We start from the raw sequence: 21,331 nt of genomic DNA, 5'->3' as shown, positions 1-21,331 counted from the left end.
CGCGTGGCCGGCTGCGAAAGCCAGCCACGCGCCCGGTAACCGCACCACCGTCGGAGCGGGCGGGACTCAGCGCGCGACGCGGGTCTGCGTGCCGTCGTTGGTGACGCGGACGCGGTCGCCGACCCGGTAGTCCCCGACCGTGCCCGGCTGCACGACCACGATGGATTTCCCCGACTCAAGGCGCACGGTGAATTCGACCGCACTGGTATCGCTGGTGAGCCTGCGGCCGCTCTCGATCGCCACGGGGCGCAACGCCTGGATGGTGCCCCACTCCACGCTTTGCACCTCGCCCGAGACACCGCGCCCGAAGGTGTCGGCGTCCCTGGGCGTGCTCGCACATCCTGAAATCGCGGCGGCGGCCACGACGATCGAAACCAGTACTGCCCTGCTGGCACTGCTGTTCATGGTTCCACTCCTGATGTTCGTTTCCGGGTTGGGACGGAACTGCATCCGACCCGCTGGCTGGACGAGGACGGCGTCCACTGCGGGTTGTGCCTAACGTACCACCGGGAGTGCCGACGACAGGATGCCTCTGCAAGGCGAGCCCCTTTTCGGGGCAGACCTGCGCGCGAGGCGATGGCGCCGGGACATGGGCCCACCAGGATTCGAACCTGGAACCAAGGGATTATGAGTCCCCTGCTCTAACCGTTGAGCTATAGGCCCGTAGCAGGGAAAGTGTAGTGGAGCGCACGCATCCGCGCCCAGCCGCCGGCTCCCGGACCGGAAAAGCGGAAGGCCCCGCATGCGGGGCCTTCCGGTGTCGCGTGACGTCGAACAGCCCGGTCAATCGATGTCGAGGAAGCTGCGCAGCTGTTCCGAACGCGACGGATGGCGCAGCTTGCGCAGCGCCTTGGCCTCGATCTGGCGGATGCGCTCGCGGGTGACGTCGAACTGCTTGCCCACTTCCTCGAGGGTGTGGTCGGTGTTCATGTCGATGCCGAAGCGCATGCGCAGGACCTTGGCCTCGCGCGGAGTCAGGCCGGCCAGCACGTCGCGGACGGTTTCCGACAGGTTGATGTTGGTGGTGTTCTCGATCGGGGACTCCACGTTGGTGTCCTCGATGAAATCGCCCAGGTGCGAGTCCTCGTCGTCGCCGATGGGAGTCTCCATCGAGATGGGCTCCTTGGCGATCTTCATGACCTTGCGGATCTTGTCCTCGGGCATGTCCATTTCCTTGGCCAGCTCCTCCGGCGTGGCCTCGCGGCCGTACTGCTGGAGCATCTGGCGGGAAATGCGGTTGAGCTTGTTGATCGTCTCGATCATGTGCACCGGGATGCGGATGGTGCGCGCCTGGTCGGCGATCGAGCGGGTGATCGCCTGGCGGATCCACCAGGTCGCATACGTCGAGAACTTGTAGCCACGACGGTATTCGAACTTGTCGACCGCCTTCATCAGGCCGATGTTGCCCTCCTGGATGAGGTCCAGGAACTGCAGGCCGCGGTTGGTGTACTTCTTGGCGATGGAGATCACCAGGCGCAGGTTGGCCTCGACCATTTCCTTCTTGGCCTTGCGCGCCTTGGCTTCGCCATAGGCCATCTGCCGGCCGATCTCGCGGATGTCAGCCAGGTCCAGGTACATCGCCTGCTCGATGGCGATGGTGGCCTGCTGCTCGGCGACGATCTGGTCCTTGACCTCGCGCAGCGCCGAAGACCACTTCTGCTTGCGCTTGAGGACTTCGTCGACCCATTCCAGGTTGACCTGGTTGCCTTCCCACGCGCGGATGAAATCCTTGCGCGGCATGTGCGCCACGACGGTGGCCAGGTGCAGCACGCGACGCTCGTGGTCCTTGATCTCGCCCATCACCTCGCGCATCTTGCGCACGAGGGTGTCGGTCAGGGCCAGCGGGAACTTCAGGGTGACGAACTGGTCGGCCAGCTCGGCGCGCATCTTCACCACGTTCTTGGCCTGCGGGCCCGACTTGGCGTTGGCCTTCTTGAGCTTGGCGTAATCGGCGGCCAGCGCTTCCATGCGGCGCGCCACTTCGGCCGGGTCCGGGCCGGTCGGGCCGGCTTCGGCCTCGTCGTCCTCGGCCACGGCCGCCTCTTCTTCCTCGTCTTCGGCGTCGTCGCTGTCTTCGGCCACGGCCGCGACCGGTTCCGGCACCTCTTCGACAAGGTCATTGAAGCCGACCACGACTTCGGCCAGGCGCTTCTTGCCGGCCTTGTGCAGTTCGTATTCCTCGAGCAGCAGCTCGATCGACCACGGGAAGCTGCCCAGCGCGGCCTGGACCTGGCCCAGGCCTTCCTCGATGCGCTTGGCGATGGCGATTTCGCCTTCGCGTGTCAGCAGCTCGACCGTGCCCATCTCGCGCATGTACATGCGCACCGGGTCGGTGGTGCGGCCACCTTCCGAATCCAGCGCGGTCAGCGCGGCGGCGGCTTCCTCGGCGGCGGTGTCGTCGATCTCGCGGTTGCCGGTGTTGCCGTCGTTGAGGAGCAGCGTTTCGGCATCGGGCGCGACTTCATGGACGTCGATGCCCATGCCGTTGATCATGCCGATGATGTCTTCGATCTGCTCCGCGTCGACGATATCGTCGGGCAGGTGGTCATTGACCTCGGCATAGGTCAGGTAGCCCTGTTCCAGGCCCTTGCTGATGAGCTGTTTGATTTCGGATTGCTGGGCTGGACGTTCGTTGGCCATGTGCGGCGCGCCACCGGGATCAGGTTGGTGAAGAGAACCTAGCATTATAACAGGGGGCCGGCCGGAAAGCCGGACATTCCTTATGCGTCAACCACTTGCGGGCGGCTCGCGTTCAGCGGCCTTCAGGCCCGAAGCAGGAAGGTGACCGGGCCGTCATTGACCAGGCTGACTACCATATGGGCGCCGAACCGCCCGGTTTCCACCCCGCCGGCATGCTGGTTGCGACAGCTTTCGACCAGCTGGCTGAAAACCCGTTCAGCGGCATCGGGCGGCGCGGCGGTACTGAAGCTGGGGCGCATCCCGGCATCGGTATCGGCGACCAGGGTGAACTGGCTGACCAGCAACAGTCCACCGCCGGTATCGGCCAGCGAACGATTCATCTTGCCGGCATCGTCGGCGAAAACCCGATAACCGAGCAGCCTTTCGGTCATTCGCTTCACCTTGCTCGCGTCATCGCCGGGCTGGACCCCGACCAGGGCAAGCAGGCCATCCCCGACCTGGCCGACCACCTGGCCATCGACCTCGACAGAGGCCCGGGCGACACGCTGGATCAGGGCAAGCATGGACGGGACACCGCGCGGTGAAGATGCGCCAGCATCGGCGGCGGCTCCGGGTTTGTCATCCCATGCGGAGGCGCGGACCGGGTGACACCGGCAGCTTTGCACGCCCGGCCGCTAGACTTGCTCCATGTCCGCCCAACGCCAGGCCCGCCTCCTCGTCACCGCCACCCGCTTGCTCGGCGCTCTTCCCTGGTCGGTCGTCTACCGGCTTGGCGACGGCATCGCCGCGCTGTGGCGACTGGGCGGCGCCCGCGAAAGCCGGGTCGCCCGGCGCAACCTCGAGCTGGCATTCCCGCAGGTGACCGGCGCCGAACGCGACGCCCTGCACCGGCGCATCCTGCGGACCACGGCCCGGCAGGCGCTGGAAACCCTGAAGCTCTGGACCCGCCCCCCGGCCGAGAACCTGGCCCTGCTCCGCGAGATCCACGGGGCAGACCTCTACGACCAGGCCCTGGCCGCCGGCCGCGGCGTGATCGTGGCCGCGCCGCATTTCGGCAACTGGGAGCTGCTGAACCAGTGGCTGGCCTCGCGCGGGCAGATCGCGATCGTGTACCGGCCGCCCGACTCGGCCGTGGGCGACGAATTCCTGCAGCAGGTCCGCGGCGTCGACAACGTGCGCCAGGTCCGTGCCGAGGGCGCCGCGGTGCGCCAGCTCTGGAAAATGCTCAAGGAAGGCGGTGCGGTCGGCATCCTGCCCGACCAGCAGCCCAAGGCCGGGGATGGCGAGTTCGCCCCGTTCTTCGGCGTGCAGGCGCTGACCATGACCCTGCTGTCGCGACTGGCCGAACGCACCGGCGCGCCGGTGCTGATGGCGTGGTGCGAACGGATCGGCGACGGCCCGGGGTTCGCCCTGCATGTCGAGGCCGCACCGGCGGCGATCGCCGATGCCAACCCGGTCGCCGCCGTGACCTGCCTCAATGCCGAGGTCGAGCGCATCACCCGGCGCGATCCATCCCAGTACCAGTGGACGTACAAGCGCTACACCCTGCGCCCGCCGGGCAGTGGCGAGATCAATCCGTACGAACGCCGCGAGTGGGCCAAGCGCCCGGCCTAGCCGTCCGCGAAGCATCACCGCGTCGCCAGGTCGCGTCCGGGTGCGCATCCCGGCGCGCGAACGCTTACGATCCGGTCAGTCCATCGACCTTGAAGACTCCGTGACCGAATCGCCGGCTGTTGCGCCTCCTGCGCTGGATACGAACCTCCACGACGCCATCGCCACCGCCGACTGGCAGCCACTGCCCCGGCGCGGCGCCCTGCTGTATGCCATCGGCGCGGGCTTCGCGTTCGCCATCCCGTCCGGTTTCGGTATCGGCATGCTTGTCTCGGGGCTGGCCGACACACCCCGCATCCCGACCGCCATCGCCGCCGGCGTCGCGGGCCTGTTGCTGGGCGTGTACGTGGGCCTGCTGCGGCATCGTCGCATCGGCTGGAAGCTCGATGCCGACGGCTTCGCCACCCGCCGCGGCGGCCTGTGGCGCACCGAAACGCTGGTACCGGTTTCGCGCGTGCAGCACCTGGACCTGGAACGCGGTCCGCTGGAACGAAAACTCGGCCTGGCCACGCTGGTGGTGCATACCGCCGGCACGCGCATGGCCGCGGTGAAGCTGCCGCTGCTGGCACTGGACGATGCCGAAGCGCTGCGCGCGCACCTGGCCCGCCAGGTCGAAGCCGACGACGCGCTGTGAGCGACGCCCCCGCCTCCGTCGCCGTTGCTCCAGGCGAACACCGCCTGCATCCGTGGTCATGGCTGTTCGTGCTGCTGCAGCAGCTCCGGCAGTTCATCGTGCCGCTGGTCGTTTTGCTGTTCGCCGGTCGCCGCGGCAACACCGAGGGCTGGTGGGAACTGGCGCCGCTGATCGGCGTCGGCGCGCTGGTCGCGGTGTCGTTGCTGCAGTACTTCACCTATCGCTACCGCATCGGCCGCGATGGCATCACCATCCGCAGCGGACTGCTGCAGCGCTCGCAGCGCGAAATCCCGTTCGCCAGGATCCACAACGTCGGCCTGCACCAGTCGTTGCTGCACCGGGTTTTCAAGGTCGCCGAGGTGCGCCTGGAATCGGCCGGTGGGCAGAAGCCCGAGGCGCAGATGCGCGTGCTCGGCATGGACGAGGCACTGGCGCTGGAGCGACTGGTAAGGCATCGCGGCGCGGAACCGGCCAACCCCGATAGCACTGATGCTTCGATCGCGCCAGCCGACGACAGCCACGCGTTGCTGGCCCTGTCCACCGCCGAGGTGGTGCGCCTGGGCCTGGTGTCCAACCGCGGCATGATCGTGTTCGCCGCCGGCTTCGGCCTGTTCTGGCAGCTGTTCCCTGACGAGCGCCTGATCGCGCGCTACGCCGAGGATTCGTTCCGCGAAGCAGCTGGTTACGCCGGCGACCTGCACCTGGGCTGGATGGGCACGGCCAGCGCGGCGCTGGTGGCCATCGGCGTGTTCGTCTTCCTGTTGCGCGTGCTGTCGGTCGCCCTGGCGCTGAGCCAGTACCACGGCTTCCGCCTGAGCGAGATGCAACGCCGGCTCACCGTCGAGCGCGGGCTGTTCGCGCGGATGCGCACCAGCGTGGCGCCGCGCAGGATCCAGGCCTGGTTCCTGCAGGAAACGCTGCTGCATCGCTGGTTCGGTCGCAGGAGCCTGCGCATCGACACGGCCACCGGCGGCCAGGAGAACGATCCGCGCAAGCTGCGCGAACTGGCGCCGATCGCCACGCCAGAGGCCTGCGACGCCCTGGCCGCGCACCTGCTGCCGGGCGTGGCCTGGCCGCCGGCGCACTGGCACCCGTTGCCGCGCAATGCATGGTGGCGCGTGTTCGCCTCCGGTGCGCCATGGACCCTGCTGCTGGCCGGCGTGCTGGCCTGGCAGCTGGGCGCCTGGGGCCTGCTGGTGCTGCTGTGGTTGCCGTGGTCGGCATATGCCGCGTGGCGCCAGGCCGGCCGGCTGGGTTACTCGATCGATGCGCGCCTGGTCGCGGTGCGCGGCGGCTGGTGGTCACGCTGGTGGCGTTTCGCCGAGGTCGACAAGCTGCAGGCACTGCGTCTGCAGCGCTCGCCGCTGGACCGCTGGCTGGGCACCGCATCGCTGTGGATGGATACCGCCGGCGCCGGCGCGATGTCGCCACCCTTGCGGATCCGTTTCCTGCCCGAGGCCGAGGCACGCGCCTTGTACGCACGACTGGGCAGCACCCTCGCGTCGCGGCGGCTGCGCTGGTGATGGCGCCGCCGGTGGAAGCCGGCGATCGGCCGCCTCAGACCCTGGCCGGACCCCAGTAACCGATCCGCTTGCGCAGCTTCAGCTTGCGCCACAGGTTCATCGGCTTGGGCTTGCGGCTGCGCCCGCCTGCGGCGACGAACGCGTCGATCGCATCGAGCACGCGCTCGCTGGAGCGCCCATCGCGATAGGGATGCAGCTGGTCGGCGAATTCGCGCACCGCGGCCATCAGTTCCGGCGGCCGCGACAGCGCGCGGCGGATCGCCGGCTCGAACTGCGACGGGTCGTCGATGTCGATCAACTGCGGCCCGGGGCGACGGTTCTTGAAGGTCACCACCGGCTTGTAGGTGAGCAGGAACTCGTTGAGCGCCGAGGACGTGTCCGAGCACATCATGTCCACCTGGCCGAACAGGTCGAGGATGTTGTCGTTCTCGGCGAACGTCAGGTACTCGTTCTGCAGCGCCTTGTACTTGGCCACCACCTCCGGGTCCATTTTCGGATGGAAGGTGACGATCCAGCGCCACTCGCCACTGCGCGACAGTCGCGCGATCTCGTCGTACAGCACGGGTGCCGCGCTCCACGAGGGCGAGAAGGTGGAGTGGTAGAGGATCACCGGCGGCTGCCGCACCGGCTCGGGCGCGTCGCCCAGCCCGGCCATGAACGGATCGATCTTGGGGAACCCGGTTTCGGCGACCGCGAAGTGGCCAAGCTCCCTCGACAGTTCGCCGAAGGCGGCGGTGTCGCGCGGGCCGGTGGTGCAGTACAGGTCGAAGAAACCGCGGATATAGATGTGCCGCGGCTTGCCGGCGTCGAAGCCGTGGAAGGTCTCGACCTTCACCCCGGGGAAGAAGTGCGGCACCGCGTTGCTGGAGGTGATCACCGCGTACGGGTTCCATTGCCGCACTTCCTGCACGGTCAGCAGGCGTTCGTCCGGCGCGAGGTCGGCGGCACCGGGGCCGTCGAAGAACCAGGCCGTCTCATCGCCACGCGCGCGGATCGCGGCCTGGATCGGGCGCAGGATCGCCAGCGCATAACGCTCGGAACCGTAGAGCAGGTAGTGCTTGGGCACGTCGCACTCCAGGGTGCGCAGGGATGACGGCGATTATCGCACCGGCGCACGCCGGGTCAGCCAGCCCCTGCTAGGCTTCCCGCACCTCCCATGCCGTGCATCGCCGCATGACCGCCGACCGCCAAGCTCCCTCCGCAATGCCCGCCGCCACGCCGGGCCGGGTGCCGCTGTCTGCGTGCGTCATCGCCTTCAACGAAGCCGACCGGATCGGCGAATGCCTGGCCTCGCTGGCGTTCTGCGACGAGATCGTGGTGGTCGACTCCGGCTCCACCGACGGCACGCGCGAGGTGGCGCGTGCCGCGGGCGCGCGCGTGTTCGAACGCGCCTTCGACGGCTTCCGCAGCCAGAAGCAGTTCGCCATCCAGCAGTGCGCGCACGACTGGATCCTGAGCCTGGATGCGGACGAGCGCGTCGATGCCCGACTGCGCGCGGCGATCGAGGCCGAGCGCGACGGCGGCTTCCAGCGCGCGGCCGGGTATCGTTTTGCGCGCATGTCGGAGTACTACGGTCGCTTCCTGCGCCATGGCACCGCCTATCCGGACCGGGTGCTGCGCCTGTTCGACCGGCGCCGCGGCGGCTGGCACGGTGATCGCGAGATCCACGAAGCGGTCTCGGTCGAAGGTCCGGTCGCCCTGTTGCCCGGCGACCTGCTGCACCATCCGTTCCGCTCCTTCATGCAACTGCTCGACAAGAAGCAGCGCTACGCACGGATGATGGCCGAACACGATTTCGCGCGCGGCAAGCGCGCAACCCTGGGCAAGCTGGTGCTGGCGCCGGCCTGGCGCTTCTTCCGTGGCTTCGTGCTCAAGGCCGGGTTCCTCGACGGTTGGCCCGGGCTGATCGAGTCCTTCGTCAGCGCCAATTACGTGCGACAGAAGACGATCATGCTGTGGCTGCTGCAGAACGGGCAGCCGCTGGTCGATCCGCCGCGGTCGCGACGCGACCACAACGCGGCGCCTTGACGCCGCGGCGCCGTTGCCTCGCTACTGGGCGGCCCGGCGATTCCGTGAGGGTGCGCAAGGGGAGCGGCTTCCGATCGCCCGCGTAGAGCGGGCGCCGGTTGGCGGATCGGCCGCCGGCGCTACAGCGGCGGCGCCGCCAGTTCGCGCGCGTCGAGATGGCCGCTCTTGTCGGCATCCTGGCGCACGAAGCGTTCGGCCAGGCGCCGGCGATGCTCTTCGATCGTGATCGGCTTGCCCCTGCCGCCCGGCAGCTCGGCGGTCGACAGCACGCCGTCGCCGTCGGCATCCATGCGCTCGAACGCGTAGCTCATCCAGGCGACGTACTCGTCCTGGGAAATGCGTCCGTCGCCGTCGGTGTCCATCCGCTGCAGGTAATCGCCGGTGCGCTCGACCTGCGCGGCGGCAGCACCCGCCAGCAGCAGGCCCGCGCAAAGCAGCAGGCCCGGACGCGGACGCCCGGGCCTGTGCGGATGCGGTGCCTGGCGGCGGGTGCCGTGCATCAGTGCGCCAACGCGTAGCCCTTGAGCCGCATCGAATACTCCTGCAGCGCGCGGATGCCGCTGGCTTCGGCTTCCTGGCACCAGGCCTGCAGCTGGCGCAGGCGCTCGGACGCGTCATGGGTGCGGGCTTCCAGCAGCGCCGACAGGCGCGCGCGGTGCTCGACCAGCGCCTGGATCCGCGGACGCTGCGACACCCAGGCGTGCAACTGCTCGCGCGCATCGGGCTTGAGCCAGCGACCGTCGTCGACCAGGCCACGACGCATACGCCGCGGCAGCAGCTCGCGCAGCCGGGCGCCGGCGGCGGCGGCTTCCTCGCGCAGCGCCGGCGTGAACACGTTGCGCTGGTAGTCGGTCATGGCCTGGAAGCGGTGCGAGAGCAGCGCGCGCAGCGTTTCGGTATCGGGCACGGCGATATTGGGGCGGACGTCCAGGCTCGGGGCCACGCGCAGCACCTTGGCCAGGCCGACCTTCTCCAGGCCCTTGATCGCGGCCCAGCCGATGTCGAACTCCCAGCGCCGCATCGAGAAGCGCGCCGAGCTCGGGAACGCGTGGTGGTTGTTGTGGAGCTCCTCGCCGCCGATCCACACGGCCCACGGGGTCAGATTGGTCGAGGTGTCGGCCGATTCGAAGTTGCGGTAGCCCCACCAGTGGCCCAGGCCGTTGACCACGCCGGCGGCCCAGAACGGGATCCACGCCATCTGGATCGCCCACAGCGCGATGCCCGGCAGGCCGAACACGGCGAAGTTCACGAACAGCAGGGCGACCGGGCCGAGGTTGGCATGCGGCGTGTACAGGTGGCGCTCGATCCAGTCATCCGGCGCACCCTTGCCGTACTGCTCGATCGAGGGACGATCGGCGCGCGCCTCGCGGTACAGCTCCACGCCTTCCCAGAACACCTTGCCGATGCCACGGGTCTGCGGGCTGTGCGGGTCTTCTTCGGTTTCCACCTTGGCGTGGTGCTTGCGGTGGATGGCGACCCACTCCCGCGTGATCATCGAGGTGGTCAGCCAGGTCCAGAAGCGGAAGAAGTGGTTCAGGACCGGGTGGAAATCGACGCCCCGATGGGCCTGGCTGCGATGCAGGTAGAGGGTCACCGAGAAGATGGTCAGCTGGGTGAAGACCAGCAGCACAACCCCCATCCCGAGCCAGCCCACGCCGGCCAGTCCGGAGGTGAGGAAATCAAGCAGCGCGTCGGGCATGTCGGGAACTCGTAGCGGGGACGGAGACCACCGGCATGCAGGGGGCGTGCCGGCGTGGGGACATGATGGGGCCTGATCCGGCAAACTTCACCCATCGGCCGCGTACTGTGTTCATCCGCGGCTCCGCCCAGGAATGTCCGCGCGATGTCCCCACCCGAACCCCTGGCCGCGCCCGGTCGCAACCGCCCGCCACTGATCGAACTGGACCGCGCCAGCGTCACCCGGGGGCAGGTGCGGGTGCTGCACGACCTGTCGCTGCGGATCGACCAGGGCCAGCACACCGCGATCCTGGGCGCCAACGGCTGCGGCAAGTCGACCCTGATCAAGCTGATCACACGCGAGCTGTACCCGCTCGCCCGCAGCGAGGGCGGGCCGCCAGTGCAGGTGCTCGGCCAGTCGCGCTGGCAGGTGGACCGGCTGCGATCCCAGCTGGGGATCGTGACCGGCGACTTCGGCGCCACCCTGGCCGACATGCATGCCCTGACCGTCGAGGACGCCGTGCTGAGCGGACTGTTCGCCAGTTTCGTGCTCCCGCCATTCCGCGAGATCACCGAGGACATGCGCACCCGCGCCGCCGAGGCGCTCGATCGCGCCCATGCCCTGCCGCTGCGCCGGCGCCTGTACGCCGAGCTGTCCACCGGCGAGGCGCGCCGGGTCCTGATCGCGCGCGCCCTGGTCAACCGCCCGCAGGCACTGCTGCTGGACGAACCGGGCACCGGCCTGGACCTGGTCGCCCGTGGCCACCTGCTGGCGATGCTGCGCGCGCTGGCGCGGCAGGGCGTCACCCTGGTGCTGGTGACCCACCACATAGAGGAAATCGTGCCGGAGATCGAACGGGTGCTCCTGCTGCAGGCCGGCCGGGTGCTGGCCGACGGGCCGCGCGCGGCGGTGCTGACCGGCGAGCGGCTGTCGCAGGCGTTCGCCGGGCCGCTCCGGGTCTGGCAGGAGCGTGACAGCTACCTGGCCACGGCGGGCTGAGCCATGCCCGAGCTGCCCGAGGTCGAAACCACCCGCCGCGGCCTGGCCCCGCACGTGGAGGGCCGGCGCATCACCGGGGTGACCCTGCGCCGGCCCGACCTGCGCTGGCCGATCCCTGCGGAGATCAGCCGGGAGTTGCCCGGCCAGCGCATCGCCGCGGTCCGGCGCAGGGCCAAGTACCTTTTGCTGGACACCGAGGCCGGCGACAGCGCGCTGCTGCACCTGGGCATGTCCGGCATGCTGCGGGTACTGCCGGCCGACACGCCGGTCGCCGCCCACGACCATGTCGACCTGGGGCTGGATTCGGGCCGCGTGCTGCGCTTCACCGATCCGCGCCGCTTCGGCAGCCTGCTGTGGCAACCGGCCGGGACCGAGCACGAACTGCTGCGCGGCCTCGGCCCCGAGCCGCTGTCGGACGCCTTCGACGGCGACTACCTGTTCGCCCGCAGCCGCGGCCGCTCCGCGCCGGTGAAGACCTTCCTGATGGACCAGCGGATCGTGGTCGGGGTGGGCAACATCTACGCGGCCGAGAGCCTGTTCCGCGCCGGCATCTCGCCCACGCGCGCAGCCGGCAAGGTGTCGCGGGAACGCTACGCCGCCCTGGCCCTGGCCGCCCGCGAGATCCTGGCCTACGCCATCACCCGCGGCGGCACGACCCTGCGCGACTTCCTCAATCCGGACGGCGCGCCGGGTTACTTCGAACAGGAACTGGCGGTTTACGGGCGCGGCGGACTGCCCTGCCCAGCCTGCGGCGGCCCCCTGCGCGAAGCCAGCATCGGCCAGCGCGCCAGCGTGTGGTGCCCGCGCTGCCAGCGCTGAGCGCAACGCTCGGCCGCCATGATGCAGCCGCAGGCAACCGGGCAGCACCGATACGGCAAAGGCGAAGAGAGGTGCAGGCTGACCCGCTCCTCATCGCGGAGGAGACCGTCCACCCGCCAGCAAAAGCCCGCCCCGCCAGCGCCAGGCTGGAACACGCCCGACCGTTGGGCTCGCCGTAGCCACCCTGCCGGCCCGCCCTCAGTCCCGGCATACATCATGCCAACCGCAGCGCCGGCGCCAGCAGCAGTCCGCAACGCCAAAAGTCGCTATATTCGGCCCCTTGCCGCGGTCACGGAGATGACGATGGCTGATGCTCCCGAGAGTTCCCCCGAGATCACCGTGTGGCTGGATGCCGCGCGCGGCGGAGACCGCGAGGCGCTCGATCGCGTGCTGGGCACGCTGTACCAGGAGCTGCACACGCTGGCGCGGCGACAGCTGTCGGGCCAGCAGAACAACACCCTGGACCCGACCTCGCTGGTCCACGAGTCCTACCTCAAGCTGATCGGCGCCAGCAACGGCGCCCGCTTCGAGGACCGCGCCCACTTCTTCGCCTATGCCGCCTCGGCCATGCGCAGCGTGGTGGTCGACTACGCGCGCAACCGGATGGCGCGCAAGCGTGGCGGCGACCTCAAGCGCGTGGCCGAGATCCCCGAGGAGGCCGAAAGCAGCCTGCGCCTGGACGAGAACCTGCTCGCCTTGGACACCGCGCTGGAACGGCTGACCGCGGTCGACGCGCGTCTGGCCAAGGTGGTGGAGCTGCGCTACTTCGCCGGGCTGTCGGAGCAGGAGATCGCCGAGCTGCTGGAGCGCTCGGAACGCAGCGTTCGCCGCGACTGGCAGAAGGCGCGCCTGTTCCTGCACGCGGCCATGCGCGAGGACTGACGGCGCAAGCCGTCCGCCCGCATGGACGCCGAGCGCTGGCAGCGCCTTTCGCCGCTGCTCGACGCCCTGCTCGACCTGCCGCCCGACGGGCGCATCGACGAACTGGAGCGGCTGCGGGCCGAAGATCCCGTGCTGGCGGCCGAACTGCAGGCGCTGCTGGCGACCGAGGACACCGACGCGGACTTCCTGCACGACCCGCTGCCGGGCACGCGCCCGACCTCGCGCGAAGGCACGCGGCTGGGTCCCTACCAGCTCGAGCATCTGCTCGGCGAAGGCGGCATGGGCCAGGTCTGGCTGGCCGAACGCGCCGACGGCCTGTACCGGCGCCAGCTCGCGCTGAAATTGCTGCGCCCCGGCTACGCCGACCCCAACCTGCGCCTGCGCTTTTCGCGCGAACGCGAAATCCTGGCGCGCCTGCAGCATCCCAACATCGCGCGCCTGCTCGACGCGGGCATCGGCGAAGGCGACCAGCCCTACCTGGTGCTGGAGTACGTCGAAGGCGTGCCGCTGACCGAGTACTGCCGCGACCACGCGCTGCCGGTGGAGGCGCGCTTGCGCCTGTTCCTGCAGGTGTGCTCGGCGGTCAGCCATGCGCACGCGAACCTGATCGTGCACCGCGACCTGAAGCCGTCGAACATGCTGGTCACCGCCGACCACGAAGTGCGGCTGCTCGACTTCGGCATCGCCAAGCTGCTCGACCGCGATGGCGTGGACAGTGCCCACGTGCGCACCGAAGTACGCGCCTTCACCCTCCACTACGCGGCGCCCGAACAGGTGCGCGGCGAACCGGTGAGCACGCTCACCGACGTCTATTCGCTGGGCGTGGTCCTGTACGAGCTGCTGGCCGGCGACAAGCCGTACCGGCTGCGCCGGCAGAGCGACGCCGAATGGGAGCGGGCGATCCTGGAAGTCTCCCCGCCGCGGCCCTCGGTGGCGGTGCAACGCCTGGCCGAAGCCGGGCAGCTGGAGGCGGCTCCGGCGCGGCGCCTGGCCCGGCGCCTGCGCGGCGACCTGGACAACATCGCGCTCAAGGCGCTCAACAAAGTTCCCGCGCGGCGCTATGGCTCGGTGGAGGCGCTCGCCCGCGACGTCGAACGCCACCTCGAGGGCCGGCCGGTGGAGGCGCGGCCGCCGCGGATCGGCTACCAGCTGCAGAAGTACCTGCAGCGCCATGCCTGGGGCGTGGCGCTGGGCTCGGTGGCCATGGTCGTCCTGCTGGCTGCGCTGGGCCTGGCGCTGTGGCATGCGCACGAAGCCCGGCACGAGGCCGCCCGCGCCCAGGCGCTGCAGCGTTTCGTGCTGGGCCTGTTCGATCACGCCGGCGGTGCGCAGCGCAGCCAGGGCATGGCCATGCGCGAACTGCTCTCGACCGGAGCGCGGCGCGGCGAAAGCGAACTGAAGGAGCAGCCGCGCGCGCTCGCCGAACTGCTCGGCGTGATCGCGCGCCTGTACATCGGCATTGGCGCCTACCAGGAAGCGCTGGCGCTGTCGGAGCGGCAGTTGCTCCTGCTCGACAGCGACCCGGGCGCCGCCGACGGCGTGCGCCTGGACGCGGCCAGCCAGCATGGCCGCGCGTTGCGGCTGCTGAGCCGTTCGCAGGAGTGCGTGGCGCGGATGCAGCCCCTGGCCGATGCCGCGCAGGAACTCGAACACGCGCTGCCGCAGCAGGTCGCCGATTTCTACATCCAGTACGGACGTTGCCGGCGCATGCTTGGCGAGACGCGGGTAGCGCGGCAGTGGTACGAGCGCGCGATCGAGATCCGCCGCGGTGTGCTGCGCGATGATGCCGGCGTGGCCGAGGCCCTGATCGACCTGGCGGCGCTGGAGAGCGACGTGGCGCACACCAGCGCGGCGATCGAGCAGTTCCTCGCTGCGCAGCGGCAGCTGCGCGCGCGCCTGGGCGACCGCCATCCGCTGATGGTCGAGATCCAGCGCAGCCTGGGCGCGCTCTACCTCGACCGCGGGCAGGCCGTCGAAGCCGAAGCGGCGCTGCGCTCCGGCCTGGCGCTCGCGCTGGAGCTCAACGGACCGGCCCACCCCTCGACCCTGGCGGTGCGCCGCCAGCTTGGCCTGGCCTACCTGCAGCTCGGTCGCCTGGCCGAAGCCGAGCAGGCGTTGCGTGCGCAGCATGGGCCGACCGAGGCCGCGCTCGGTCCCCGGCACCGGGAAACCGGCCTGAGCCTGTATGCACTGGGGCGGCTGGCGCTGGAGCGCGGCGATACCGCCGCGGCCATCACCACGTTCGAACAGGCCGTGGCGGTGTGGCGCCAGCCCGATGGCCGCTACGGGCTCGACTACGCCCTGGCCGACCTGGCCCAGGCCCTGCAAGCCAAGGGCGACCGCGAGGCGGCGCGAGCCCGGTTCGAGGAGGCGCGGCGCGTGCGTGTCGCCCGGTTCGGCGCCAGCCATCCGGCCGTGGGCGACCTGGACCGGATGATGGGCGAGCTGCTGCTCGAATCGGGCGACGTCGCGGCCGCCCTGCCGTGGCTGGAGCGCGCGGACCAGCTCACACGGCTCGGCTACGGGCCGGAAGACCCCCGGTCGCTGCGGGCGCAGCTGGCGCTGGCGCGCGCGCAGGCTGGCTCCGGCGAGGGGGAAAGTGGCGCTGATCGGCTCGCGCGTTTCGCGGCCGCCTTGCCGGCCGACGCCGCGCTGGCGCCGCTGCGCTGGGAGGCGCAGGCCTACGCGGCCCAGGCGCTCTGCCACGACCAGGACGTGGCCGGCGGCAGGCGCATGCTGGGCGCGCTGGATGCTGAGCTGCTCGCCGCGAGGCCGGAAGGCGGCCGCCTTTCCCGCGAAGTCGCCGGCCTTGCCGCCACTTGCAGCGTGCGCCTGAACGGACCCACGGCCGCCACCGCAGCGCGCTGACCGCTGTGCGTAAGATGACGCGCCCACCCTCGCCCGCCGCGCCATGCAACGACGCCAGTTCCTGATCCGTGCTTCCGCCGCCTTGGCGGCGCTCGGCCTGCCCCTGCCCCTGCTGGAAGCCGTCGCCAGCCCGCTGCCGCTGGGCGAACGCCATCCGTTCGACTATGCATGGCTCAAGGGCCATGCCCGCGCGCTGGCCACCCGCCCGTTCACGCCGCGCAGCGACGTGCTGCCTCCGCCGATCGCCGCCCTCAACTGGGACCAGTACCAGTCGATCGGCTTCCGCCAGGACCACGCGTTGTGGGGCGACATGGCCGGCTCGAAGTTCCAGGCCAAGTTCTTCCACCTGGGCATCTACTTCAAGCGCCCGGTGCGCATGTTCGAAGTGGCGTCAGGCCAGGCGCAGGAACTGGCCTACGACCCGGCGATGTTCGACTTCGGCAAGAGCGGACTGAAGGGCAAGAAGCTGCCCAGCGACCTGGGCTTCGCCGGCTTCCGCCTCAACTCGCCCGACGACATCCGTCGCGACTGGGCCGCGTTCCTGGGCGCCAGCTATTTCCGCGCGGTCGGTTCGAGCATGCAGTACGGCCTGTCCGCGCGCGGCCTGGCGATCGACACCGGCATGCCGCGGCCGGAAGAATTTCCCGACTTCACCGCGTTCTGGCTCGAGCGCCCGGCGCCGGGTTCGGAGACGGTGGTGATCTACGCGCTGCTGGATTCGCCCAGCGTCGCCGGCGCCTACCGCTTCGCGATCACCAAGGGCGAGCCGCTGGTCATGGACATCGACGCGGCGCTGTATCCACGCAAGGAAATCGAACGCATCGGTATCGCTCCTGCCACCAGCATGTACCAGGTCGGCGAGAACGACCGGCGCATGGACTGGGACTGGCGCGCCGAGATCCACGACACCGACGGCCTGGCCATGCACAGCGGCAGCGGCGAATGGATCTGGCGCCCGCTCGGCAATCCGGCGCACCTGCGCTACAACGCGTTCGCCGACGAGAATCCGCGCGGCTTCGGCCTGCTGCAGCGCGACCGCAACTTCGACCATTACCAGGACGACGGCGTGTTCTACGAGAAGCGCCCGAGCCTGTGGGTCGAGCCCAAGCACGGCTGGGGCCGCGGCTCGGTGCAGCTGGTGGAGATCCCCACCATCGACGAGACCTTCGACAACATCGTCGCGTTCTGGAACCCGGAGTCCAAGCCGCAGGCCGGCCAGGAGCTGCTGTACGGCTATCGCCTCTACTGGGGCGAGCAACCGCCCGTGCAGCCGACGCTGGCGCAGACCGTGGCCACGCGCACCGGCCTGGGCGGCGTGATCGGCTTCAAGCGCGACCATTTCTCGCAGCGCTTCGCGGTGGACTTCGCTGGCGGTGAACTGGCGGCGCTGGCCAAGCGCAACGCGACGGTCGAGGCCGTGGTCGAGACCAGTCGCGGCCGCATCGACACCGTCTCGGCGCGTCCGCTGCATGCCATCGAAGGTTACCGGGCAATGTTCGACGTCTATCCCGACGACGACTCTACCCGCCAGATCGACCTGCGCCTGTACCTGCGCCATGAAGGCCGCGCGCTCAGCGAGACCTGGCTGTACCAGTGGAACCCGCCGCCGCCAAGCGAGCGCCGACTGTACTGAGCGGCCGTGCGCGCAGGTCCCGCACGCCGGCTGCGTCGCCCGTCGACGTCGCAGCCGGCTGGAGGGTGGAGCGGGCGCAATCCTGCCGGTCCGGCGAACCCTCGCCATCGCATCGGCAACATGTTGTTTATCCGCCGGCGTGGCCTGACCGCCGGCGCGGGCTCAGAACCTGAAGCCGTAACCGAATACCGGCCCGGTCAGGCTCAGCGAAATGTCACCGTTGCGGTTGCCGAGATCGGCCTGCATGTGGCGATAGCCGACCAGCCATGCGCCATTGCCGGTGCGATAGCCCGCCATCGCCGAGGCGCCCCAGGTGCCGTCGCTCTCGCCCACCGAGCCGTCCGCGCGCAGGGTGAGGTTCCAGCGCTCCGACAGCGGCCACGCGTAGCGCGCGCCGAACAGGAAATCGAGGTAGCTGCTACCCACGTCCAGCGTGCGCGGCGCGAAGGCCGGGTTGTGGGGAACGAATCCGGTCGTCAGGTCCACGTCGATGTAGCGGGCGCCGCCGTACAGGTCCAGGCCACTGTCGCGCTGGCCGCCGAAACGCATCGAGAAGGCCACGTCGAGCAGGCGCGTATCCAGGTCCGAACTCGTGTCGAGGAACCGGCGCTGGCTGTCGTCCGCCAGTCCGAGGTAGATGAAATCGGCGAAAACCCCGAATCGTTCGTTGCGGCCTTCGACCCTGCCCATGAACACGCCATCGAGCTTGTCGATGATGTCGGAGAACGACGAATCGCTTTCGGCATCGGTCGGCGGAGTGAACGTGCGCATGTCGGTGCCGATGCTGGCCGCCCAGATGTAGGGCTCCACCATCCACTCCCAGTCATCGGCTTCCGCCGCGCTGGACGCGAAAGGCATGCAAAGCGCCGACAGTGTGATCGTGACGCTCGCCAAACGGATTCCCAGCCTCATTGCATCTCTCCCCTCGATGGGTTCTGGTTGCGTCCGCGGACGGGATGGCCGCTCCCGGACGTACGGCGAATCAAACACAAACCACGATGCCCGTACCCGCCGGGCGGCAACCCGCGCCGGCGATACCGCGGCTACCACACAAGATCGTCCGGCACCTTGAACTGCGCGTAGTACGCATCGTCCTCGGAGGTCGCGGACGCGGCCTCGTTGCCCGCACCCTGGCCATGGTCGAGCACGATCATGCCGGGGTCGCGTTCACGCACCTTGTCCGCGGCGACGCGCGGCAACAGTTCATACCGATCGTCGAGGCGAGCGATCACCAGTGCGCCCGACGACAGCTTCTTGCGCAGGTCCTCGCTGACCAGGACGGTACGGATCGCGCCATCGGCGGTGAAGCGGTACTCGCCTTCGCCCGAACGCGGCACCTTGCGGTCCTGGATGATCTGCCGTGCCTGCGCACGCAGTTCGGCGGTCCGCGCCAGCGCCTTGCGCTCCGCTTCCAGGACGCGGTCGCGTTCGGCCTTTTCGGCACGCGCACGTTCTGCTTCCCGCTGGATTTCGCTGGGGCCGGACGGGACCTTGGCGTGCCGGGCCTTGTTCTGCTCGCGCGCGACCTCGGCCAGCTTGGATTTCTTGACCAGGCCCGCCTTGAGCAACTGTTCCTGGAGCGGATTCCCTTTCGCCATGTCGCTGCTTCTTGCCGGGATTTCCGGGTCATCATACCCGCCGACCCCCCTGCCCCGCTTCCTGTCCATGGAACCCCTGAAGTACCTCGCCGGCTACCCCGCTCCCCTGCAGGCCCGTGCGCGCGAGCTGATCAGGCAGGGTCGGCTGGGCGCGATGCTGGCCGCAAAGTACGACCAGGCCCACGACGTGCGCAGCGACGGCCAGCTGTACGACTACGTGCAGGCGCTCAAGGACCTGCACCTGCGCCGGTCGGTGCCGCTGGGCAAGGTGGTGTACGACGGCAAGCTGCAGGTGATGAAGCACGCACTCGGCACCCACACGGCGATCGCGCGCGCGCACGGCGGCAGGCTCAGGGCCAGTCGAGAGATCCGCATCGCCAGCGTGTTCCGCGATGCACCCGCCCCGTTCCTGGAGATGATCGTGGTGCATGAACTGGCGCACCTGAAGGAAGCCGAGCACAACAAGGCCTTCTACCAGCTGTGCACCCACATGACGCCCGACTACCACCAGCTCGAATTCGACCTGCGGCTCTACCTGACGTGCCTGGAGGCCGATCAGTAGCGCGCGGCGGTCAGCGGCGCGTCCGCCCATTGCCAGGCGGCGGCCTGCTGGCGCGAGGTTTCGCCCGCGGCTTCGGCCTGTCCGAGCGCCTGCTGCGCCTGGGCCAGACCGAACAGCGACCATCCGTTGGCCGGATAGGCCTTCAGGTCCTGGGCGAACGCGTCCGCGGCGCCCTGCGCGTCGCCCGATTCGAGCAGCGCGGCGCCCAGGTAGGGATGGACCGGAAGCGGCCAGTCGGCCGGCTCGTTGTAGGCCAGCGCGCCCTCGGCGACCGCCGCTTCACGCAGCGTGGCGATGGCTTCGGCATGTTTTCCCTGCGCACGCAGCAGCTCCCCACGCAGCAGCCCGTCGGCGACGCGCAGCACGCCATCGGCGTGGTTGATGTCGAAGAAGCTCACCTGCGCCATCGCCGGATCGCCGGCGAGGGCATGCAGGGCGTCGGCCTCGCGCGCGGCCTCGTCCAGGGCGCCCTTGCGCAGGTGGGCCATGCCGCGGGCGAAGTGCCGGATCGCGGCCGGATACGGCAGCGCCGGCGGCGCGGCAGTGTCGGCCAGGATCGCGTCCCAGTCGCCGAAGCGGACCTGGGTCAGCAGCGGTGCGACCACGAACTGCTGCATGAACTGCATCGGCGCCTCGCCCATCGCGGCCTGGTCGGCGCGCTGGGCGGTCTGCGCCGCCGACTGCAGGGCCAGCGTGCGCGATCCGGTCAGCCCGGTCGTCATCGTGGCGAAGTGCCAGTTGTGCGGCACGTAGCCCAGCGGGTACACGCCGTTGCTGCCGCGGCACACCGCCAGGAAATCCTTGTCCGCGGTGGTGGCGGCGAAGTTGGCCAGGGTCGCGTCGTTGTACCGGCCGACGCGGATGTAGGTGTGCGCAGGCATATGGACCAGGTGGCCCGAGCCGGGGGCCAGTGCGGCCAACGCGTCGGCATAGGGAATGGCGCGCTGCGGCTCGGGCGAAGCTTCGGTGGCATGGATGTAGTAGTGCATCGCGCCGATATGGCGCGGGTTGCGCGCCAGCACGCGTTCCAGTTCACCGAGCAGCGCCGGGGTGAACTGGGCCGGGGTGCCGTCCTGCTGCCAGTACGCCCACGGCGACAGATCCATCAGCGCCTCCGCATACAGCGTGGCCGCGTCGTCGTCATCCGGGAACTGCGCGACCACCTTCGCCATCGCATCGGCGTAGGCCCGATCCAGCGGAGCGCGATCTTCGGGTGCCGGATCGGCGTACCGCGCCTGCAGCGCCTGGATCAACGCCCGGTCGGCCGGGCGCGCCGATCCGGCCAGTTCCAGCGCGCGCGCGGCGAGGGTCGCGGCATCCTTGGCCAGCGCCGGATCCATGGGCAGGTTGATGTTGGGGCCCAGCACCAGCGCCTGGCCCCATACGCACATGGCGCACTGCGGATCCAGCCTGGCTGCTTCGGCGAAGGCACGGCCGGCGGCCTCGTGGTTGAAGCCGTACGCCATGCGCAGGCCCTGGTCGAAGTAGCGCTGCGCCTGCGGCGCGCGCGTGGCGACGTCGCGGTGCAGGTCGCCGAACGTCTCGAACAGCGGCAGGTCGGTAGCCGGAACCCCGCTGGCGGAGGTGGCGTCGGCGGGCGCCTTCTGCCCCCGATCGCATCCCAGCAGCAGGACCGCCAGCAGCGGCAGGAGCAAGGACTGTCGGATCATCGCGACTTCCCCGGTCTGGTATACGGGACAGTAACGCAGGCGGGATACCCGAAGCGGACAAGGTGGTGGCCACCGGGACGCACCCGGACGGACTTCCCACCGGAGGCCGCGGAATGTCGTCGGCGGGCAATGCCGGCAGCCCTCGCCCGATCCGGTCGGTCCGGGGACTGGCGCCGCTGCCGCGCG

Annotated in this window: 19 protein-coding genes and 1 tRNA gene; 10 read left to right on the top strand and 10 right to left on the bottom strand. The window is 69.8% G+C overall.

The window, feature by feature from the left end; genetic code table 11:
• Positions 1 to 66: 66 nt before the first annotated feature.
• The 4 genes from CSC65_RS09795 to dtd all read right to left on the bottom strand — a co-directional run bounded on the left by CSC65_RS09795 (position 67) and on the right by dtd (position 3,203).
• Complete coding sequence (locus tag CSC65_RS09795) at positions 67 to 405, bottom strand: outer membrane lipoprotein (protein ID WP_162410383.1); 339 nt, start codon at positions 403 to 405, stop codon at positions 67 to 69.
• A gap of 185 nt (positions 406 to 590) precedes the next feature.
• Positions 591 to 663: transfer RNA gene (locus tag CSC65_RS09790), tRNA-Ile, on the bottom strand.
• A gap of 120 nt (positions 664 to 783) precedes the next feature.
• Positions 784 to 2,640 (bottom strand): RNA polymerase sigma factor RpoD, encoded by a 1,857-nt coding sequence (gene rpoD / locus CSC65_RS09785; protein WP_162410382.1) that lies wholly within the window; start codon positions 2,638 to 2,640, stop codon positions 784 to 786.
• A gap of 122 nt (positions 2,641 to 2,762) precedes the next feature.
• On the bottom strand, positions 2,763 to 3,203 hold the full coding sequence (gene dtd / locus CSC65_RS09780; protein ID WP_162410381.1) for a D-aminoacyl-tRNA deacylase: 441 nt from the start codon (positions 3,201 to 3,203) through the stop codon (positions 2,763 to 2,765).
• 124 nt (positions 3,204 to 3,327) lie between these two features.
• On the opposite strand from dtd, the gene CSC65_RS09775 reads away from it, so the two are divergent.
• From CSC65_RS09775 to CSC65_RS09765, 3 genes are all read left to right on the top strand, one after another.
• On the top strand, positions 3,328 to 4,254 hold the full coding sequence (locus CSC65_RS09775; RefSeq protein WP_162410380.1) for a lauroyl acyltransferase: 927 nt from the start codon (positions 3,328 to 3,330) through the stop codon (positions 4,252 to 4,254).
• 100 nt (positions 4,255 to 4,354) lie between these two features.
• Positions 4,355 to 4,885, top strand: a complete 531-nt coding sequence (locus CSC65_RS09770; RefSeq protein WP_202922865.1) for a PH domain-containing protein — start codon at positions 4,355 to 4,357, stop codon at positions 4,883 to 4,885.
• Positions 4,882 to 6,408, top strand: a complete 1,527-nt coding sequence (locus tag CSC65_RS09765) for a PH domain-containing protein (RefSeq protein ID WP_162410378.1) — start codon at positions 4,882 to 4,884, stop codon at positions 6,406 to 6,408. The genes CSC65_RS09770 and CSC65_RS09765 overlap by 4 nt, the downstream gene beginning before the upstream one ends.
• A 34-nt stretch (positions 6,409 to 6,442) precedes the next feature.
• On the opposite strand, the gene CSC65_RS09760 is transcribed toward CSC65_RS09765, so the two are convergent.
• A complete protein-coding gene (locus tag CSC65_RS09760; RefSeq protein ID WP_162410377.1) occupies positions 6,443 to 7,474 on the bottom strand; it encodes a CDP-glycerol glycerophosphotransferase family protein in 1,032 nt (343 codons plus the stop codon).
• 107 nt (positions 7,475 to 7,581) lie between these two features.
• Here CSC65_RS09760 and CSC65_RS09755 point away from each other — a divergent pair, with 107 nt between their 5' ends.
• Positions 7,582 to 8,436 (top strand): glycosyltransferase family 2 protein, encoded by an 855-nt coding sequence (locus tag CSC65_RS09755; RefSeq protein ID WP_425501339.1) that lies wholly within the window; start codon positions 7,582 to 7,584, stop codon positions 8,434 to 8,436.
• Between the two features lie 119 nt (positions 8,437 to 8,555).
• On the opposite strand, the gene CSC65_RS09750 is transcribed toward CSC65_RS09755, so the two are convergent.
• Positions 8,556 to 8,936 carry an EF-hand domain-containing protein gene (locus tag CSC65_RS09750; RefSeq protein WP_162410376.1) on the bottom strand — a complete coding sequence of 127 codons (381 nt, stop codon included), beginning with the start codon at positions 8,934 to 8,936 and terminating at the stop codon, positions 8,556 to 8,558.
• Positions 8,936 to 10,135 carry a DesA family fatty acid desaturase gene (locus CSC65_RS09745; protein WP_162410375.1) on the bottom strand — a complete coding sequence of 400 codons (1,200 nt, stop codon included), beginning with the start codon at positions 10,133 to 10,135 and terminating at the stop codon, positions 8,936 to 8,938. Before CSC65_RS09745 ends, CSC65_RS09750 begins: the two co-directional genes overlap by 1 nt.
• 144 nt (positions 10,136 to 10,279) lie before the next feature.
• On the opposite strand from CSC65_RS09745, the gene CSC65_RS09740 reads away from it, so the two are divergent.
• From CSC65_RS09740 to CSC65_RS09720, 5 genes are all read left to right on the top strand, one after another.
• The gene (locus CSC65_RS09740) at positions 10,280 to 11,113 is read left to right on the top strand and encodes an ABC transporter ATP-binding protein (protein ID WP_162410374.1); all 834 of its coding nucleotides are present in this window, start codon (positions 10,280 to 10,282) and stop codon (positions 11,111 to 11,113) included.
• Positions 11,114 to 11,116: 3 nt separating this feature from the next.
• Positions 11,117 to 11,932, top strand: coding sequence for a bifunctional DNA-formamidopyrimidine glycosylase/DNA-(apurinic or apyrimidinic site) lyase (mutM, locus tag CSC65_RS09735; protein WP_162410373.1), 816 nt, complete (start codon positions 11,117 to 11,119; stop codon positions 11,930 to 11,932).
• A gap of 303 nt (positions 11,933 to 12,235) precedes the next feature.
• Positions 12,236 to 12,814 carry an ECF-type sigma factor gene (locus CSC65_RS09730; RefSeq protein WP_162410372.1) on the top strand — a complete coding sequence of 193 codons (579 nt, stop codon included), beginning with the start codon at positions 12,236 to 12,238 and terminating at the stop codon, positions 12,812 to 12,814.
• A 21-nt stretch (positions 12,815 to 12,835) separates the two neighbouring features.
• Positions 12,836 to 15,682 (top strand): serine/threonine-protein kinase, encoded by a 2,847-nt coding sequence (locus CSC65_RS16290; RefSeq protein ID WP_162410371.1) that lies wholly within the window; start codon positions 12,836 to 12,838, stop codon positions 15,680 to 15,682.
• Positions 15,683 to 15,725: 43 nt separating this feature from the next.
• Positions 15,726 to 17,315, top strand: coding sequence for an OpgD/OpgG family glucan biosynthesis protein (locus CSC65_RS09720; protein WP_162410370.1), 1,590 nt, complete (start codon positions 15,726 to 15,728; stop codon positions 17,313 to 17,315).
• A gap of 162 nt (positions 17,316 to 17,477) precedes the next feature.
• On the opposite strand, the gene CSC65_RS09715 is transcribed toward CSC65_RS09720, so the two are convergent.
• Together CSC65_RS09715 and CSC65_RS09710 are read right to left on the bottom strand one after the other, a co-directional pair.
• On the bottom strand, positions 17,478 to 18,173 hold the full coding sequence (locus CSC65_RS09715) for a hypothetical protein (protein WP_162410369.1): 696 nt from the start codon (positions 18,171 to 18,173) through the stop codon (positions 17,478 to 17,480).
• A 185-nt stretch (positions 18,174 to 18,358) separates the two neighbouring features.
• Positions 18,359 to 18,913 carry a DUF2058 domain-containing protein gene (locus tag CSC65_RS09710; RefSeq protein ID WP_162410368.1) on the bottom strand — a complete coding sequence of 185 codons (555 nt, stop codon included), beginning with the start codon at positions 18,911 to 18,913 and terminating at the stop codon, positions 18,359 to 18,361.
• Between CSC65_RS09710 and CSC65_RS09705 the strand changes: the two genes are divergently transcribed.
• A complete protein-coding gene (locus tag CSC65_RS09705; protein WP_238390342.1) occupies positions 18,912 to 19,475 on the top strand; it encodes a M48 metallopeptidase family protein in 564 nt (187 codons plus the stop codon). The genes CSC65_RS09710 and CSC65_RS09705 overlap by 2 nt on opposite strands.
• Here the strand turns inward: CSC65_RS09705 and CSC65_RS09700 are convergent.
• A complete protein-coding gene (locus tag CSC65_RS09700) occupies positions 19,469 to 21,145 on the bottom strand; it encodes a tetratricopeptide repeat protein (protein ID WP_162410366.1) in 1,677 nt (558 codons plus the stop codon). The genes CSC65_RS09705 and CSC65_RS09700 overlap by 7 nt on opposite strands.
• Positions 21,146 to 21,331: the final 186 nt, after the last annotated feature.

Origin of the sequence: Pseudoxanthomonas daejeonensis, assembly GCF_010093205.1 — a bacterium.
GTDB classification, from domain to species: domain Bacteria; phylum Pseudomonadota; class Gammaproteobacteria; order Xanthomonadales; family Xanthomonadaceae; genus Pseudoxanthomonas; species Pseudoxanthomonas daejeonensis.
Note: the sequence above shows the minus strand (reverse complement) of the source record. Positions and strands in the feature narration are given on the sequence as shown.